This window comes from Fulvimarina pelagi HTCC2506, assembly GCF_000153705.1.
Lineage (GTDB): Bacteria > Pseudomonadota > Alphaproteobacteria > Rhizobiales > Rhizobiaceae > Fulvimarina > Fulvimarina pelagi.
In genome coordinates this window covers 2,762,264-2,776,521 of the sequence record NZ_DS022272.1, presented here as the reverse complement: position 1 = coordinate 2,776,521, position 14,258 = coordinate 2,762,264, and the positions used below count along the sequence as shown (strand labels likewise).

The window sequence follows — 14,258 nt, the reverse complement described above, 5'->3', positions numbered from 1 at the left end:
TGGGATGCGGGTTTGTGCGGCCGGCGTCGAAGCGCCTGCGAACACTCAGAAAAACAGGCCGCGCGGCATTGGGATGAGAAGGATCTCGGACATCAGCGCGTAGAAGCCGACGAGGATCGCAAAGCCAAGCACAATCAGGAGTGCGATTTCCTTGACGCTCATCCGCTCGTGGATCGCGACGATCATGATCGCGAAATAGGCGAGCGCGCTCGCGACGAGAAATCCCAGCACGGGTAAGAGCGCGATCCAGGCGATCATCGCGGCGACGAAAAGGAGGCGACGCATGTTCGAGCCGCCCTCGACGCCACCTTCGCCGGTGCTCCGCGAGACCGGCGTCATGCCGCGTATGCCAAGGATGATATTGCGAACGATTAGAATGAGGCCGACGATCGCCATCGCAGATGAGATCGTGATCGGGAAGACCGAGCCCATCGCCGTCATCGATTGCGATGTCCATGCGAGGACAAGGCCGAGAAGGACGAAGCCGGCGGCGACGCTCGTTCCGAGCGGATCATGAACGCGCTTAAACATCGGCTTTGCGGCTTTCCACGGTCTGATCGACGTCCGACTTTCTCGCCCGCCGCGCTCCGATCGCCTTGGCGATGAGCGGATAGAACAGGGTTAGGATCGCGAAGGCCGCGATCGCGAGACTGATCGGTCGTCCGAAGAACTGGCCGAGCACGTTCTGTTGCGCGTTGCCAATGAGATAGGCTTGGACGAAGCCCTGTTCGGCGATCTGGCCGAGAACGAGGCCGAGCACGATGGGAGAGGGCGTAAAGCCGGCGCGGTTGAGGAACCAGCCGATGACGCCGAGGCCCAGCATGACTGCCGAGTCGTGCAGATTGTTGTGAATTGCGAATGAGCCGATCACGGTGAGGAAGGCGATGGTCGGCACCAGAGCCGCCTTCGGGATCGAGATGATACTCTTGTAGGCGTAGCGCCCAACAACGAGACCGATCGGAAGCATCAGCAAAGTTCCGATCAAAAGGCCGAAGATGAAGGTGTAGACGATAGAGCCTTGCGAGGTGAAGAGCTGCGGCCCGATCTTAATACCCTGGACAAGAAGCGCGCCCAGAATAACCGCGTCCGGCGGTGTGCCAGGGATGCCGAGAACAAGAGTCGGAATGAAGCCACCGCCGACAGTTGCGTTGTTTGCAGCCTCCGTTGCGATGATGCCGCCCGGTTCGCCCTTGCCGTAATTTTCGGGATTCTTTGCCGAACGCCGGGCTTCCGAATAGGAAACCAAGCTCGCGACCGACCCACCGGCTCCCGGTAGAATGCCGACGACGGTTCCAATGACGGCGCTGCGCAGGGCGTTGAACTTCTGTCGCATCAGAATGCCGAAGGACTCCGCAAGCCTGAAACCCGAGCTATCGCTCGCGACCTTCAGATGTGGATCCTTCGTGGCAACGAGATCGATCAGGACGGGAATGCAATAGAGACCGATGAGACCGGCGACGATATCGATGCCGCCGATCAGCGTCTGGCTGCCAAAGGTGAAGCGCACGTCCGCGCCGATGACGGCGACCCCTATCATCGAAAGGAGCAGGCCGAAGCAGGCGCCGATCAACCCCTTGAGAAGGTTGCCGACGGACAGCGCGGAGATCAGCGTCAGGCCAAAGACCGCGAGCCAGAAGTATTCCGGCGGGCCGAAGGCGAGCGCGACGGTCGCGAGCGGGGGAGCAAGGAACATCAGCAGCAGCGCGCCGACGAGCCCACCGATCACAGAGGCGAGCGTCGCCAGCGAAACGGCTAAGGCACCGTCGCCGCGCTTGGCCATGGGGAACCCGTCGAATGTCGTCGCAATTGCGGACGGCGTGCCCGGTGCGTTGACGAGGATCGCCGAGTAGGACCCACCGTAGATTGCGCCCGTGTAAATCGCGCCAAGCACGATCAGACCCGAGGCCGGATTCATAGTGAACGTAAAAGGTACGAGGACGGCGACCGCCATGGTCGCCGACAGGCCGGGCAGGGCGCCTATGACGATACCCGCGAGGACGCCGACGAAGGCAAGCCCGAGATTGGCGACGCTCAGGGCTTCGAAGAGGTAGATGATCTTATCCATCGGGGCGCCCGAACCGTTCGCGAAGCGGGCCGGCACTTGAAGACAGAGTGCCGGCCACGATCAAGTCGCAAGATTTGCGATGCTGCAGGAAGTCGTACGACTCAGTTCGAGGAGGTCTCGATGCCCATCGTCTCGGCGACCGACTGGTACTGCTGCTCGCGCTCCTCCATGAAGGCAGGCATTTCGGAATAGGGGATCGAGATGACCACGAAGCCAGCGTCTTCCATCTTCTTGACGAACTCCGGATTGGCATTCACTTCGCCGATCAGGTCCGAAAGCTGGGTGCGGATCTCCTCGGGCGTCGAGGAAGGAACGGCGATCCCACGATAGGCACCGCCCACCATGTCGTAGCCGAGTTCCTTGAAGGTCGGCGTATCGGGAAGTGACGGCAGACGTTCCTCGGCGGCGACAGCGAGGACGCGAATTTCCTCGCCCTGGTTGAGGGCGGCGGTCGAATAGCTGAAGGAACCCTGGACCTGGCCACCCAGCAGCGCGGTCATCGACGGGCTGGTGCCCGAGAACGGAATATAGGTGGTTTGGATGTCGGCCAGTTCGTTCAGCTTCGTCGTTGCGACATGGTTCGCGGAATTCGTGGCCGAGCCCGAGATCGTCACCGAGCCAGGATTTTCCTTGGCGTAGGCGACAAAATCTTCCAGCGTTTGGAAGTCGCTGCCGGCCGGGACGAGCAGGGCATCTGGCGTGTACTGGAAGAAATAGACGTTGGTAATATCGTCCGTGGTGTAGCCGACGTCCTGCGCCATCGGCTGCAGGATGATGTGGGGCAGGTTTGACCCCATCATGGTGTAGCCGTCGCCTTCCATGCCGTTGAGCTGGGACCATGCTTGCGCCCCGCCTGCGCCGGAAATGTACTGGACAACGATGCTTTGTCCCGTGACCTCTTCCAGGAAGGGTTGCTGGAACCGCGCCGCTACGTCGGATTCGCCACCGGCGTTGAAGGGGATGATGTAGTTGATGGGCTTGGACGGATAGTCCTGGGCCGAAGCGATGCCCGAAGTGACGCCGATCGCGAAAACGACGGTCGAAAGAAGCGTGCCGATGCGCATGAATTTCCTCCCTTAAGGTTTCGTCCGCCTTCTTCGTATCGGCAAGCGTCCTCTCCGCGTGCCGATGGCGGTTCTTCGCCATGAGGCCTCATCGTGGCAGCATTGTCAATCATGCGTTCGGTGTTGCATGCATTGTGGTATGCAAAAATGTCTTGTTGCCCGCTGCGGTGAACGGTAAGCTTCTTTAGACCTGCGGAGGCGGTTAGACATGTCGGATGCATCTCTCCATTACGGGGATTTCGCTCTTGGGCGCCGCTCGACGCTCGTCGAGGCGGCTTATGCCGCAATCAAGGCTGCGATCCGAAACGGCACCTTTCCGCCCGGTTTTCAGGGATCCGAACTCGAGATCTCACAACGGCTCGGCATGAGCCGAACCCCGGTTCATCAGGCAATCATTCAGTTGCAGGCCGAGGGAATGGTGGACCTTCGGTCCAAACGCGGTGTCGTTATCCGAGCGCTGTCGCCGGACGACATGCGCGAGGTTTACGATGTCATCGTCGCCGTCGAGGGAATGGCCGCCTTCATCATCGCGAGTCTACCAGCCTCGGAGCGCGAGGCGATCTGCGATGCGCTGGAGGAGTTGAACGCTGCAATGGAACGGGCACTGGAGGCCGACGATCTCGACGCTTGGGCGGATCATGACGGCAAGTTCCATTCGATGCTTGTCGAGCGATCCGGAAATGGACGGCTGGAGCGCATCGCGACAGTCAACCTCGACCAGTCGCATCGAGCACGTCGCGTCACGCTGAATTTGCGCCCGAAGCCGACACAGTCGGTGATCGAGCATCGCGCGATCATCGATGCCATGCGGCGTGGTGATGCGATCAACTGTCGAGTTGCAGCGCAGAAGCACAAAGAGTCAGCACGGGATATCGTGGTTCCGCTCCTTCGACGTTATCGGATGACCCATCTTTGATGAGCGGATTACAGGGGCTGGGCACAAGATAGCTGAGGCGGGTACTTGTCGGCAGCGCGGGCCGAACCGTCGGATCGCAAAGCGCTCCTATGCTTTGGTCCTTCGACATCCTGCCTCTACGAGCATGCTCGAACGGATCATCGCGTGGCTTGTCGGCCGTTTCGCCTCGAGAAGCTCGAGACCGATCCGTCGAACGCCCACACAGGAGTTCGCCGCGAACATCCCGCCCTCAAAGAAACGTAGCGGCTCGGGTAGAATTCATCCGCGAACTTTTCGTTGGTAGATAGAAGCTGCGGGCGTCTCGGGACATCGAAATGGCTGCAAAACATCCATGACATGAATGAGACTGTTCGTCGTCATCGGGACGCGGACAAGCGGACGAATTCCACCCTTGCATTGCCGCTTTGAACGGTCTACCTAGCCGCACTGACAGCGCATTGATTTGTGCAGTACGCGCCCGTAGCTCAGCTGGATAGAGCACCAGACTACGAATCTGGGGGTCAGAGGTTCGAATCCTTTCGGGCGCGCCATTTTCAGTTCAGAGCCAGAGATCGACTCCAGCGGTTCGAACAACAGCGCTTTTCATGCGTTCGAAAATCCCGTTCGCGCTCTTCAGATATCCGGTATGGGAAGACCAATCTGAGCAGCAGCGTGCTCGTGTTCGCCTAACCGGTTCTCCTGCACCCCCATCATTGAAAGCCAAAACTACGTTCGAATATATCAGAATCGGAATTCTGAGGCGCCGAACGGGTGCAGAATGCCACGCCCGCTGGGCACGACCCTAGCGACGCTGCTCTCGACGACTACCATTTACGCTTTTGCGTTCTCTACGTTCGAAGCGAGCTATTGAAATGGTACTGGTCGGATATCGGGAATGACGGCTGAGCATGAAGCGCATGTTCGACGAACTCGACGTAGTTCGATCTTGAGCCTCGATCGACAATTTCATGCAAGACGCGGAGCACGAAGACGGGCAGACCTCGTCTACCAACATGTCGATGCCTTCAATCCTCGATATGTCTCAATCCGGCGCGGAAATAGTCGTAGCCAGTGATCAGCGTGATGACCGCCGCGATCCACAGGCAGACGATCCCGATTTCGGTGACGTTCGGGATCAGCTTGTCCCCCGCCGGGCCGGCCAGGAGGATACCGATCGACACCATCTGGAAGGTCGTCTTCCACTTGGCGAGGCGCGTGACGGGCACGGAGACCTTCAGCTCGGCAAGATATTCGCGCAGGCCCGAGACGAGGATTTCGCGGCAGAGGATGACGATCGCCGCCCACAGGCTCCAGCCGGCGATCGTTCCGTCGGCGGCGAGGAGCAAGAGAACGGCGGCGACCAGCAGCTTGTCGGCGATCGGATCGAGCATGCGCCCGATCGTCGAGGTCTGCTTCCAGGCCCTGGCGAGATAGCCGTCGAAATAGTCGGTGATCGAGGCCGCGATGAAGATGGCGAGCGCCGTCCAGCGCGCATAGTCCGGGCTCTTCAGCGAGCCCTCCACGAAGAAGCAGACGACGACCAGCGGCACGCAGACGATGCGTGCATAGGTGAGGAGATTCGGCAGGCTGTAGGTGGTCGACGACATGGAGCGAACGGAACTTGTCCTCAGTGCGGGCTGCCGGGCTTCAGCTAGGTTCCGTCAAAGCGGTTGAAAGGCGTGCGGTCAACCATTTCCAAAAGATTAGGTTCGTCAGGGCCGTTGCCGCACGAAGCCGTTGCATCAGCCATTTTCATGAAAATGATCGTAGACGAGCTTGGCGATCGTCTCGGAGATACCGTCGACGGCGCGCAGGTCCGGCAGGCCGGCCCGTGACACCGCCTTGGCCGTGCCGAAATGCTGGAGGAGGGCGCGTTTCCGGGTCGGTCCGATGCCTGCGATCTCGTCGAGCGGGTTCTTGATCATCTCCTTCTTGCGCTTGGCGCGGTGCGTGCCGATGGCAAAGCGGTGCGCTTCGTCGCGCATGCGCTGGACGAAGTAGAGGACCGGATCGCGCGGCGGCAGGGAGAAATCCTTCGCGCCCTGGATGAAGCGTTCGCGGCCCGCCTCGCGGTCGACGCCCTTGGCGACGCCGATCGTCATCACCTTGTCGGCGATGCCGAGCTCTTCGAGGATCGAGCGCACGGCCGACATCTGCCCCTTACCGCCGTCGATGAGGACGAGATCCGGCCAGGCGGGGAAGGGGGTATCGGCAAGGTCTTCGGGCTCGTCGATCTCGGTATCCGGTGCCGGCTCGGGCTTTGCACCCGGCATCTCGTCGGCGTGATCCTTGATCAGGCGCGAGAAGCGGCGGGTCATCACCTCCTTCATCATGCCGAAGTCGTCGCCCGGCGTGATTTCCGTGCTCTTGATGTTAAACTTCCGGTACTGGTTCTTCACGAAGCCCTCCGGCCCCGCGACGATCATCGCGCCGATGGCATTCGTGCCCATGATGTGGGAGTTGTCGAACACCTCGATCCGGCGCGGCGTCCTTTCCAGAGAGAACGTTTCCTTTAGCCCCTCCAGAAGACGCGCTTGCGACGAGGTCTCGGCGAGCTTGCGCCCCAGCGCTTCCTTCGCGTTCGAAGCCGCGTGGTCGACGAGGTCGCGCTTGGCTCCACGCGCCGGCTTTTCGATGCGCACCTTGCGCTCGGCCTTGATCGCCAGCGCCTCGGCGAGAAGCGCCTCGTCGTCGAGTTTCACCTGAGAGAGAATCAGCCGGGGTGCCGGCTTGTCGTCGTAGAACTGGGCGATGAAGGCCCCGAGGACGGCATCTGGTTCCAGACTCGGATCGGCTTTCGGGAAATAGGCGCGATTGCCCCAATTCTGGCCCGTGCGGAAGAAAAACACCTGGACGCAGGTGAGTCCGCCCTCCTGATGGATCGCGAAGACGTCTGCCTCCTCAACACTTTGAGGATTGATGCCCTGATGGCTCGACACGTGGGAAAGAGCGGCGAGCCGGTCGCGGAAGAGGGCGGCGCGCTCGAAGTCGAGATCGTCCGAGGCGGAGGTCATCTGTTCCGCCATTGCCTCCTTAACCTGGCCGGAACGGCCGGAAAGGAAACCCTTCGCCTGCTTGACGAGCGAGCGGTAATCTTCCTGCGAAATTTCGCCCGTGCAGGGGCCCGCGCAGCGCTTGATCTGGTGGAGAAGGCAGGGTCTCGTGCGGCTTTCGAAGACCGAGTCCGTGCATGTGCGCAGAAGAAAGGCCCGCTGCAGCGAATTGATCGTCCGGTCCACCGCGCCGGCGGAAGCGAAGGGACCGAAGAACGAGCCTTTCCGGTTGCGCGCGCCGCGATGCTTCACAATCGCCGGGGCCTGATGATCGTCGGTGACGAGGATGTACGGAAACGACTTGTCGTCCCGCATCAGCACGTTGAAGCGGGGCTTCAGGCGCTTGATGAGATTGGCTTCGAGGAGCAGGGCCTCGGTCTCGGTGCGGGTGGTGACGAACTCCATCTGCCGCGTCAGCCGGATCATCCGGGCGATCCGCTGGGTATGCCCGCCGAGCCGGGCATAGCTCGCGACCCGCTTCTTCAGCGACCGTGCCTTGCCGACATAAAGAACGTCGCCGTCAGAGCCGAACATGCGGTAAACGCCGGGCTGGTTTGGCAACCGTTTTACCAGCGCCGCAATAAGCTCGGCGCCTTCGAGATCGCCGCTTTCGCTCTTGGCATCGGCCCAGTCGATCTTCGCGAGGAGCGCGCTAGCCTCCTCGCTGACCGGGGCTGTCCCCGCTTCACCTTCATCCGGCTCGCCGCTTTCATCCTCGAGATCGAAGTCGGTATCGGGCATGTCGTCCTTGTCGAACTGGCGTGGTTTGAGACCGCGACCGGAATGGCGGGAAAAGCGCTGCGGGCGGGAACGGGAGCGTATGCGGCGCGTGGCGGTCACCTTCGATTCACAACGCAATATAGGTGATCGGAGGTGCCCTGTTCAGAGTCGAGCGGTCGGCAAACCCTCGACTTTCGGCCGGACGCAAAGCCTTCAGCCTGATGAAGCGATGATGATTGTGATGCTTCGGCCACAGTCGCAATCATTATCGCATTGTGGCAAAAATGAGCTTGTTTGCCCCTTGGGCTGCCGGTTTCGGCGCGCCACATAGTTCGTCAGACATATGCGCCTGCGATTAATGCGCGAACAGTATCGGTCCGGACCGGGGGGTTCGGGTCCCAGTCGAATGGAGGCGATGGCCTTGCGATTGAAGACCACGATGGTTCTGGCGACGATCGCCTTGGCATTGCCTTTGGCGGCAATGCCTGCGCATGCGCAGGATAATGCAAGCGAAACGGCGTTTCCGGACTCTCGCATTCCCGAAAGCGCACCTCCCGTGGCCATCTGGTCCGGACCCTATGCCGGAACTTTCGTCGGTTACAACGTCTCGCGTTTCGACAATCTGCGCGGCGCCTCGATCTCGGGCGATGGCGTTGCCGGGGGAGCCTATGCTGGCTTCAACCTGCAGGACGGCTCGCTCGTCTACGGCGTCGAAGGCGATGTTGGCGGTGCGGGTTTCGACGCAACGAGGCGCAACGCGCTCGGTAATCTCGATCTTTCTGGTGAAAGCAACGTATTCGGATCCCTGCGCGGCCGCGTCGGCGTTGATGTCGACCCATTCCTCGTCTACGGCACAGGCGGTTTGGCGATTGCGGAGACCGAGTTGAGCCTGGGCGGTGTCTCCGACAGCGAGGCCAGCGTCGGCTACACGATTGGTGCTGGCGTCGAGGCTCAGGTCACGGATTCAATCCGTACTCGCCTCGAATATCGCTATTCCGACTTCGGCTCCTCCGACTACGATCTCGGCCGCACCAGCGTCTCTTCAGGTTTCGACGAACATTCCGTCCGTGCTGGCGTCAGCCTGAACTTCTGACACTCATTTAGGCGCCCGCCTGCGCCCGATTTTCGCTCACGCCTTCGCTACGCGTAATTTGGCTGCCGGCTCCATCGGCGGCAAGACGGACGGACGCGTCGAACGGCGCGCCGCCAGCCGGTAGAGCCGCTCGATCCGTGCTGCGATCGCCTCGGGCTTCTCGGCGAGCAGGATGCCGGCGGCATCCAGTGCCCCCTCCCGCAGTTCGGCCTGTCGGCGATCGATCAGAGCGACGATGATGGAGAGATCGCCTTCACCGCCGAGGCTGTCCGGGGCAGATTGCATCTCCGCCCGCATCACAGCCAAATCGTGGTCGTCTCCGAGATCGTCAGCGATCCGTTTGGCGGTCTCGATCGCTGGCTCGAAACCGTCCGGCCAGAGCGCCTTGAGAAGCCGCAGATGCGCCCAGTGGTATTTTATGCGCTTGCGCAGCTCATGGAGGTCTTCTGTATCGCGTGACTTGCGCGCGATCTTGAGCGCCTTGCGAGCCCTGCCATAGGTCTTTTCGAGTCCCGCTGCAGCGATCTTCGCGTCCCGTTTCGGCTTGTACTTCGCCTTGTCGAACCGGCAGCGCCGGAAGGCGCAACGCGCCTTCTTGAGGGCGTGAAGGGTTTCCTCGATCCGGCGCGGCGCGTCCTTCGTGCCGCTCTTGATCTCCGCGTCCCGGTCGGCGATCAGCTTCGTGTTGACAGGTCCGAAGGCATCCGTCTCAATTTCGTCCGCGAACCGCTCTTCGAGCTTCTGCATCGCCTCGACGAGCGCGGCCTTGTCGCGCATGCCGGATAGCTTCTTGGCCGTGTCGCGAAAGAGAACGTTCTGTGCCTTGTAGAAATCTTCCATCTCGGGCCGTATGAGCCGAACCAGCCCGCGCAGCTTCTTGAGCCGCTTGCGTGCATCGTGGATCGCTTCATGCGGCTCCTCGCCGGCCCCTTTAAGCGACTTTTCCGCCTTGCCGATCTGCTCTTCGGCGATCCGCTGGATCTCCGCGCCGAGATGTTTGGCCGGATCGATCGCGTAACTCATGAACTCGTATCTCCGTGCGGACGACCGTCCAGCGCCATGCGGGCATTCGTATAGGCCGGATCGCCCATAACCTCTCGCCCGAGATAGTCGGGGAGAACGACCTCGTGATCGACCGTCGGTATCTCGATCTCGGCGAGTACCAATTTCTCGAGCGCTCCTGAAAAGACATCGACCTCCACCGTCAGTTTGCCGAGCGGAACCCGGTACCGCGTCTTTTCGATGGCCGCGCCGATCCGCGCCACCCGCAGAGCCTCTGCGTCACTTGTCGGGATATCGATCTCGTATTCGCCGCGCGCGATACCCGTCCCGGTCTTGACCGTCAGCCGCGCGGTCTCGCCATCCTTGATCCGCACGCGGCAGGTCCGATTCTCGGCGACGAACAGGTAGAACTGCTCGATCCGCGTGCCTTCGTCGGCTTCCTCGCGCCAGCCGTCGCTCTTCACCAGGAATTTGCGTTCGATTTCCTGAGCCATGCCGAAAGACGTCTCGCCCCTGTCGCCGGTTCCCACCGGCATTCTCGCAAACACCTTGAAGCGCGGCAATTTCCGCTTCGGACCCCGCTTCCATAAAATTGCGTGAACTTCTATATCGGGCGCCATGAGCACAATGCCCGCCAATACGCCGCTTTCGCGCATCCGCAACTTCTCGATCGTCGCGCATATCGACCACGGGAAGTCGACGCTTGCCGACCGCCTGATCCAGAATACGGGCGGCCTCGAGATCCGAGACATGAAAGAGCAAGTGCTCGACAACATGGATATCGAGCGCGAGCGCGGCATCACGATCAAGGCGCAGACCGTGCGCCTCCATTATACGGCGAGCGACGGCGAGACCTACGTCCTCAACCTCATCGATACGCCCGGCCATGTGGACTTCGCTTACGAAGTCTCGCGTTCGCTGGCGGCCTGCGACGGTGCGCTGCTGGTGGTGGACGCAGCCCAGGGCGTTGAGGCGCAAACGCTGGCCAACGTCTATCTCGCCCTCGACAACGACCTCGAGATCGTGCCCGTCCTCAACAAGATCGACCTGCCCGCCGCCGAGCCCGACAAGGTGAAGGAGCAGATCGAGGATGTGATCGGCCTCGACGCCTCGGATGCCGTGATGATCTCGGCGAAATCCGGCCTCGGCATCGAGGACGTGCTGGAAGCCATCGTCAAGCGCCTGCCGCCGCCGTCGGAAGGCGATCGCAGCGCGCCGCTGAAGGCGATGCTGGTCGACTCTTGGTACGACGTCTACCTCGGCGTCGTCGTTCTCGTGCGGATCATCGACGGCGAACTCAAGAAGGGCCAGCAGATCCGGATGATGGGCACGGACGCCAAATACCCGGTGGACCGGGTCGGCGTCTTCACGCCAAAGATGGTGCTGGTCGATGCGCTCGGGCCCGGCGAACTCGGCTTCATCACGGCCTCCATCAAGGAAGTGGCCGATACCCGCGTCGGCGATACGATCACCGACGAGAAGCGCCCGACCGACAAGATGCTGCCGGGATTCAAGCCTGCCCAGCCGGTGGTTTTCTGCGGCCTCTTCCCGGTCGATGCTGCCGATTTCGACGATCTGCGCGCTGCCATGGGCAAGCTCCGCCTGAACGATGCCTCGTTCAGCTATGAGATGGAATCTTCCGCCGCTCTCGGTTTCGGCTTCCGCTGCGGCTTCCTCGGGCTTCTCCATCTCGAAATCGTGCAGGAGCGGCTCTCGCGCGAGTTCGACCTCGACCTCATCGCGACCGCGCCCTCGGTGGTCTACGACGTGACCATGACGAATGGGAACACGACGCAACTCCACAATCCGGCCGACATGCCGGACGTCGTCAAGATCGATCATATCGCCGAGCCCTGGATTACCGCCAACATCCTGACGCCGGACGACTACCTCGGGCCGATCCTGCAGCTCTGTCAGGAGCGCCGCGGCATCCAGACCGGTCTTTCATACGTCGGCAAGCGGGCGATGGTCTCCTACGAACTGCCTCTCAATGAGGTGGTGTTCGACTTCTACGACCGACTGAAATCGATCTCGAAGGGCTACGCCTCCTTCGACTACCAGATGGCGGACTACCGCGAGGGCGACCTCGTGAAGATGAGCATTCTCGTCAACGCCGAGCCGGTCGACGCGCTGTCGATGCTCGTTCACCGCACCCAGGCCGAGAAGCGCGGTCGGGCGATGTGCGAGAAGTTGAAGGAGTTGATCCCCAACCACCTTTTCAAAATCCCGATCCAGGCCGCCATCGGCGGCAAGGTTATCGCCCGCGAAACCATCTCGGCGCTGCGCAAGGACGTGACGGCGAAATGCTATGGCGGCGACGCGACGCGCAAACGCAAGCTTCTGGAAAAGCAGAAGGAAGGCAAGAAGCGCATGCGCCAGTTCGGCAAGGTTGAAATTCCGCAGGAAGCCTTCATCGCCGCGCTGAAGATGGACGGGTGAGCGGCATATTCGCCGGCAGTCGTCGCATAACCCTCCGAACCTGAAAGCCTGCGCCGAATAGAGCGCGGGTCCCGCCGAATTGATGTCCGGCAGATCCCGATCGTATCCTCACACCCTTCGTCCGAAGACCACACTCCGAATATCCCGGGCTGCTGATCGCTTGAAGCCGGTCAGCTTGAAGGCGCGTCAAAGAAAATCAGGCCTGAACGCCTGCTAAACGGCATCTTCAGCACCCGTTCCAAAGCGCATCTCCATGATGAGCGTGTTCACTACCGAACGATCTCGCTCAGACAGGAGATGTCCCCATGATCCGCTTGTCCCTATCCGCCGCCATCGTCGCCCTCGCTGGTTTCACGCCTGTTGCGTCGGCATCCGCTAACGATTTCCGCATTGAACAGTTCGGCTGGGCGAATTCGAGCGGCGGGTCTCAACACGGCTACCGCAACCGGATGCGCGTTCATCAGGATGGTCGATACAACACTTCTGTTGGCGAGCAGCGCGGTAAACGCAATCTGTCGGTCGTCGGCCAGAATGGGCGCGGAAACTTCGGGGCAACTTACCAGACCGGAAAGCGCAACGCCGCGGGCATTGGCCAGTTTGGTTCGAACCACACGACGATCCTCACCCAAGACGGCAACGGCAACATCGCGGCGGGCGTGCAGGTCGGGCACGGTTGCGACGCCAATGTTGCGCAGCGCGGCCGTGGCAATGTGGCAGCGATCGTCCAGGCTTGCGATTGATCGACCAACCACCGCCATTCGAGGAGGACCGTCATGTTATCGTTCAGTCAAATCTCCGGATGCGTCGCAGCGATTTCCACACTCGTTACGGCGTCCTGCGTAGCCTACGCGCATCCACCCTCCGCTGCGAGAGTTGAGGAGCCTATCCGCTGCGAACTGCAGATCACTCGCAGCGGCTACGGCGTAGCCCTGACCGCCGTGGTCCACACCGATGTGCAGGCTGATGGTCACTACGACTTTCATGTCTCGGGAAATGGTACCGATATCCGGCAGGGCGGCTTCTTCACCGTCGTGCCGGGTCACCCGGAAACGCTCGGCTCGATGACGCTGTCGACCGGTAATTCTGTGTACGACGCCGAGCTGAATATCACCGTCGACAGCCGGACAACGTCCTGCTCGAAGCGTATCGGTGGCGGTATCTGAAACAAACTTCACGCCGCTCGGCTGGGATCGAATGACTTCCCCCGTCATCTGGTGATCCCGGGCTCGGTCGGCTGATCAGCAATTCATCCAAGTTGTTCCCGCAAAATGCGGGTGATGGAGACTTTCATGCCCGAACCTCTGTGTCTGAAACCCATCCTGATCGCACTTGCCATCACTGCCGCCGGCGTGGGCGCCTCGACGGCTCCCTCTTCGGCAGGTCAGGTGTCGTTCCACTTCCTCCCAAGCGACCGTCAAACCTCGAACGCCCTCTCCACTGGGCTCCGGCTCTACTCGGCTTACAACGACCTCAAGAAGGGCTCGATCCGCCAGCGCGGCAAGGGCAACAGCGCCGGACTCGCCCAAAGCGGTCGCGGCAATGTCGGCCTCGTCGAACAGCGCGGCGATGCGCATTCGGGTACGCTTCGGCAGAAGGGTGACCGCAACGCATACGGACTTTTCCAGTACGGACGTGGGGCGAGAGACGAGGTGGTGCAAACCGGCAGAAACCGCAGCGGCGTCACGTTCAGCTACGGCTGGTGAGGTGAAACCAACTGGCGGCTTTGAGCCCTGGAAGTCTGACGCTCGAGAGACGGAAGCAAGCGACGCTTACCTTTAAAGCGGAGTTCGGCACATGGGCGCCAAACCCGATGCCACTTCCGGGCCGATCCGAACGTTGGAAATCAGTGAACTAGACTGATAACCACAGAACCAACCCACTGATGTCGGTTGATCTTGGTTAAGAAATCAAGATTGATTCTAATCAA

The 14,258-nt window shown here is 61.1% G+C and carries 13 protein-coding genes and 1 tRNA gene; 7 read left to right on the top strand and 7 right to left on the bottom strand.

The features are described from left to right. Positions 1–45: 45 nt before the first annotated feature. The 3 genes from FP2506_RS18775 to FP2506_RS13035 all read right to left on the bottom strand — a co-directional run bounded on the left by FP2506_RS18775 (position 46) and on the right by FP2506_RS13035 (position 3,129). The gene (locus FP2506_RS18775; protein ID WP_007067985.1) at positions 46–531 is read right to left on the bottom strand and encodes a tripartite tricarboxylate transporter TctB family protein; all 486 of its coding nucleotides are present in this window, start codon (positions 529–531) and stop codon (positions 46–48) included. Beyond that, positions 524–2,065, bottom strand: a complete 1,542-nt coding sequence (locus FP2506_RS13040; protein WP_040489143.1) for a tripartite tricarboxylate transporter permease — start codon at positions 2,063–2,065, stop codon at positions 524–526. Before FP2506_RS13040 ends, FP2506_RS18775 begins: the two co-directional genes overlap by 8 nt. Before the next feature lie 101 nt (positions 2,066–2,166). Next, positions 2,167–3,129, bottom strand: coding sequence for a tripartite tricarboxylate transporter substrate binding protein (locus FP2506_RS13035; protein ID WP_007067983.1), 963 nt, complete (start codon positions 3,127–3,129; stop codon positions 2,167–2,169). 208 nt (positions 3,130–3,337) lie between these two features. On the opposite strand from FP2506_RS13035, the gene FP2506_RS13030 reads away from it, so the two are divergent. After that, positions 3,338–4,045 (top strand): GntR family transcriptional regulator, encoded by a 708-nt coding sequence (locus FP2506_RS13030; RefSeq protein ID WP_007067982.1) that lies wholly within the window; start codon positions 3,338–3,340, stop codon positions 4,043–4,045. A gap of 453 nt (positions 4,046–4,498) precedes the next feature. Beyond that, positions 4,499–4,575 (top strand) — tRNA-Arg (locus tag FP2506_RS13025). A 474-nt stretch (positions 4,576–5,049) separates the two neighbouring features. Here the strand turns inward: FP2506_RS13025 and pgsA are convergent. Together pgsA and uvrC are read right to left on the bottom strand one after the other, a co-directional pair. After that, positions 5,050–5,631 (bottom strand): CDP-diacylglycerol--glycerol-3-phosphate 3-phosphatidyltransferase, encoded by a 582-nt coding sequence (gene pgsA / locus FP2506_RS13020; protein WP_007067979.1) that lies wholly within the window; start codon positions 5,629–5,631, stop codon positions 5,050–5,052. A gap of 135 nt (positions 5,632–5,766) precedes the next feature. After that, a complete protein-coding gene (gene uvrC, locus FP2506_RS13015) occupies positions 5,767–7,818 on the bottom strand; it encodes an excinuclease ABC subunit UvrC (protein WP_040489907.1) in 2,052 nt (683 codons plus the stop codon). 385 nt (positions 7,819–8,203) lie between these two features. Here uvrC and FP2506_RS13010 point away from each other — a divergent pair, with 385 nt between their 5' ends. Further along, the gene (locus FP2506_RS13010) at positions 8,204–8,890 is read left to right on the top strand and encodes an outer membrane protein (RefSeq protein ID WP_007067977.1); all 687 of its coding nucleotides are present in this window, start codon (positions 8,204–8,206) and stop codon (positions 8,888–8,890) included. A 36-nt stretch (positions 8,891–8,926) separates the two neighbouring features. Here FP2506_RS13010 and FP2506_RS13005 read toward each other — a convergent pair whose 3' ends face one another. Both FP2506_RS13005 and FP2506_RS13000 read right to left on the bottom strand, forming a co-directional pair. Continuing rightward, entirely contained in the window at positions 8,927–9,913 is a 987-nt protein-coding gene (locus FP2506_RS13005; RefSeq protein WP_007067976.1) for a CHAD domain-containing protein, read from the bottom strand. Further along, positions 9,910–10,428, bottom strand: a complete 519-nt coding sequence (locus FP2506_RS13000; protein WP_244404190.1) for a CYTH domain-containing protein — start codon at positions 10,426–10,428, stop codon at positions 9,910–9,912. The genes FP2506_RS13005 and FP2506_RS13000 overlap by 4 nt, the downstream gene beginning before the upstream one ends. Before the next feature lie 82 nt (positions 10,429–10,510). Here FP2506_RS13000 and lepA point away from each other — a divergent pair, with 82 nt between their 5' ends. The 4 genes from lepA to FP2506_RS12980 all read left to right on the top strand — a co-directional run bounded on the left by lepA (position 10,511) and on the right by FP2506_RS12980 (position 14,034). Then, positions 10,511–12,331, top strand: a complete 1,821-nt coding sequence (gene lepA, locus FP2506_RS12995; protein ID WP_040489142.1) for a translation elongation factor 4 — start codon at positions 10,511–10,513, stop codon at positions 12,329–12,331. 305 nt (positions 12,332–12,636) lie between these two features. Beyond that, entirely contained in the window at positions 12,637–13,071 is a 435-nt protein-coding gene (locus FP2506_RS12990) for a curlin (protein ID WP_007067973.1), read from the top strand. A gap of 33 nt (positions 13,072–13,104) precedes the next feature. Then, positions 13,105–13,494 carry a curli-like amyloid fiber formation chaperone CsgH gene (gene csgH / locus FP2506_RS12985; protein WP_007067972.1) on the top strand — a complete coding sequence of 130 codons (390 nt, stop codon included), beginning with the start codon at positions 13,105–13,107 and terminating at the stop codon, positions 13,492–13,494. Between the two features lie 126 nt (positions 13,495–13,620). Further along, complete coding sequence (locus FP2506_RS12980; RefSeq protein ID WP_040489902.1) at positions 13,621–14,034, top strand: curlin; 414 nt, start codon at positions 13,621–13,623, stop codon at positions 14,032–14,034. Positions 14,035–14,258 lie beyond the last annotated feature (224 nt).

Excerpts from the sequence above, each read along its gene's own strand:
- FP2506_RS18775 (WP_007067985.1), bottom strand. The coding sequence starts at position 531 with ATGTTTAAGCGCGTTCATGATCCGCTCGGAACGAGCGTCGCCGCCGGC.
- FP2506_RS13040 (WP_040489143.1), bottom strand. The coding sequence starts at position 2,065 with ATGGATAAGATCATCTACCTCTTCGAAGCCCTGAGCGTCGCCAATCTC.
- FP2506_RS13035 (WP_007067983.1), bottom strand. The coding sequence starts at position 3,129 with ATGCGCATCGGCACGCTTCTTTCGACCGTCGTTTTCGCGATCGGCGTC.
- FP2506_RS13030 (WP_007067982.1), top strand. The coding sequence starts at position 3,338 with ATGTCGGATGCATCTCTCCATTACGGGGATTTCGCTCTTGGGCGCCGC.
- pgsA (WP_007067979.1), bottom strand. The coding sequence starts at position 5,631 with ATGTCGTCGACCACCTACAGCCTGCCGAATCTCCTCACCTATGCACGC.
- uvrC (WP_040489907.1), bottom strand. The coding sequence starts at position 7,818 with ATGCCCGATACCGACTTCGATCTCGAGGATGAAAGCGGCGAGCCGGAT.
- FP2506_RS13010 (WP_007067977.1), top strand. The coding sequence starts at position 8,204 with ATGGAGGCGATGGCCTTGCGATTGAAGACCACGATGGTTCTGGCGACG.
- FP2506_RS13005 (WP_007067976.1), bottom strand. The coding sequence starts at position 9,913 with ATGAGTTACGCGATCGATCCGGCCAAACATCTCGGCGCGGAGATCCAG.
- FP2506_RS13000 (WP_244404190.1), bottom strand. The coding sequence starts at position 10,428 with ATGCCGGTGGGAACCGGCGACAGGGGCGAGACGTCTTTCGGCATGGCT.
- lepA (WP_040489142.1), top strand. The coding sequence starts at position 10,511 with ATGAGCACAATGCCCGCCAATACGCCGCTTTCGCGCATCCGCAACTTC.
- FP2506_RS12990 (WP_007067973.1), top strand. The coding sequence starts at position 12,637 with ATGATCCGCTTGTCCCTATCCGCCGCCATCGTCGCCCTCGCTGGTTTC.
- csgH (WP_007067972.1), top strand. The coding sequence starts at position 13,105 with ATGTTATCGTTCAGTCAAATCTCCGGATGCGTCGCAGCGATTTCCACA.
- FP2506_RS12980 (WP_040489902.1), top strand. The coding sequence starts at position 13,621 with ATGCCCGAACCTCTGTGTCTGAAACCCATCCTGATCGCACTTGCCATC.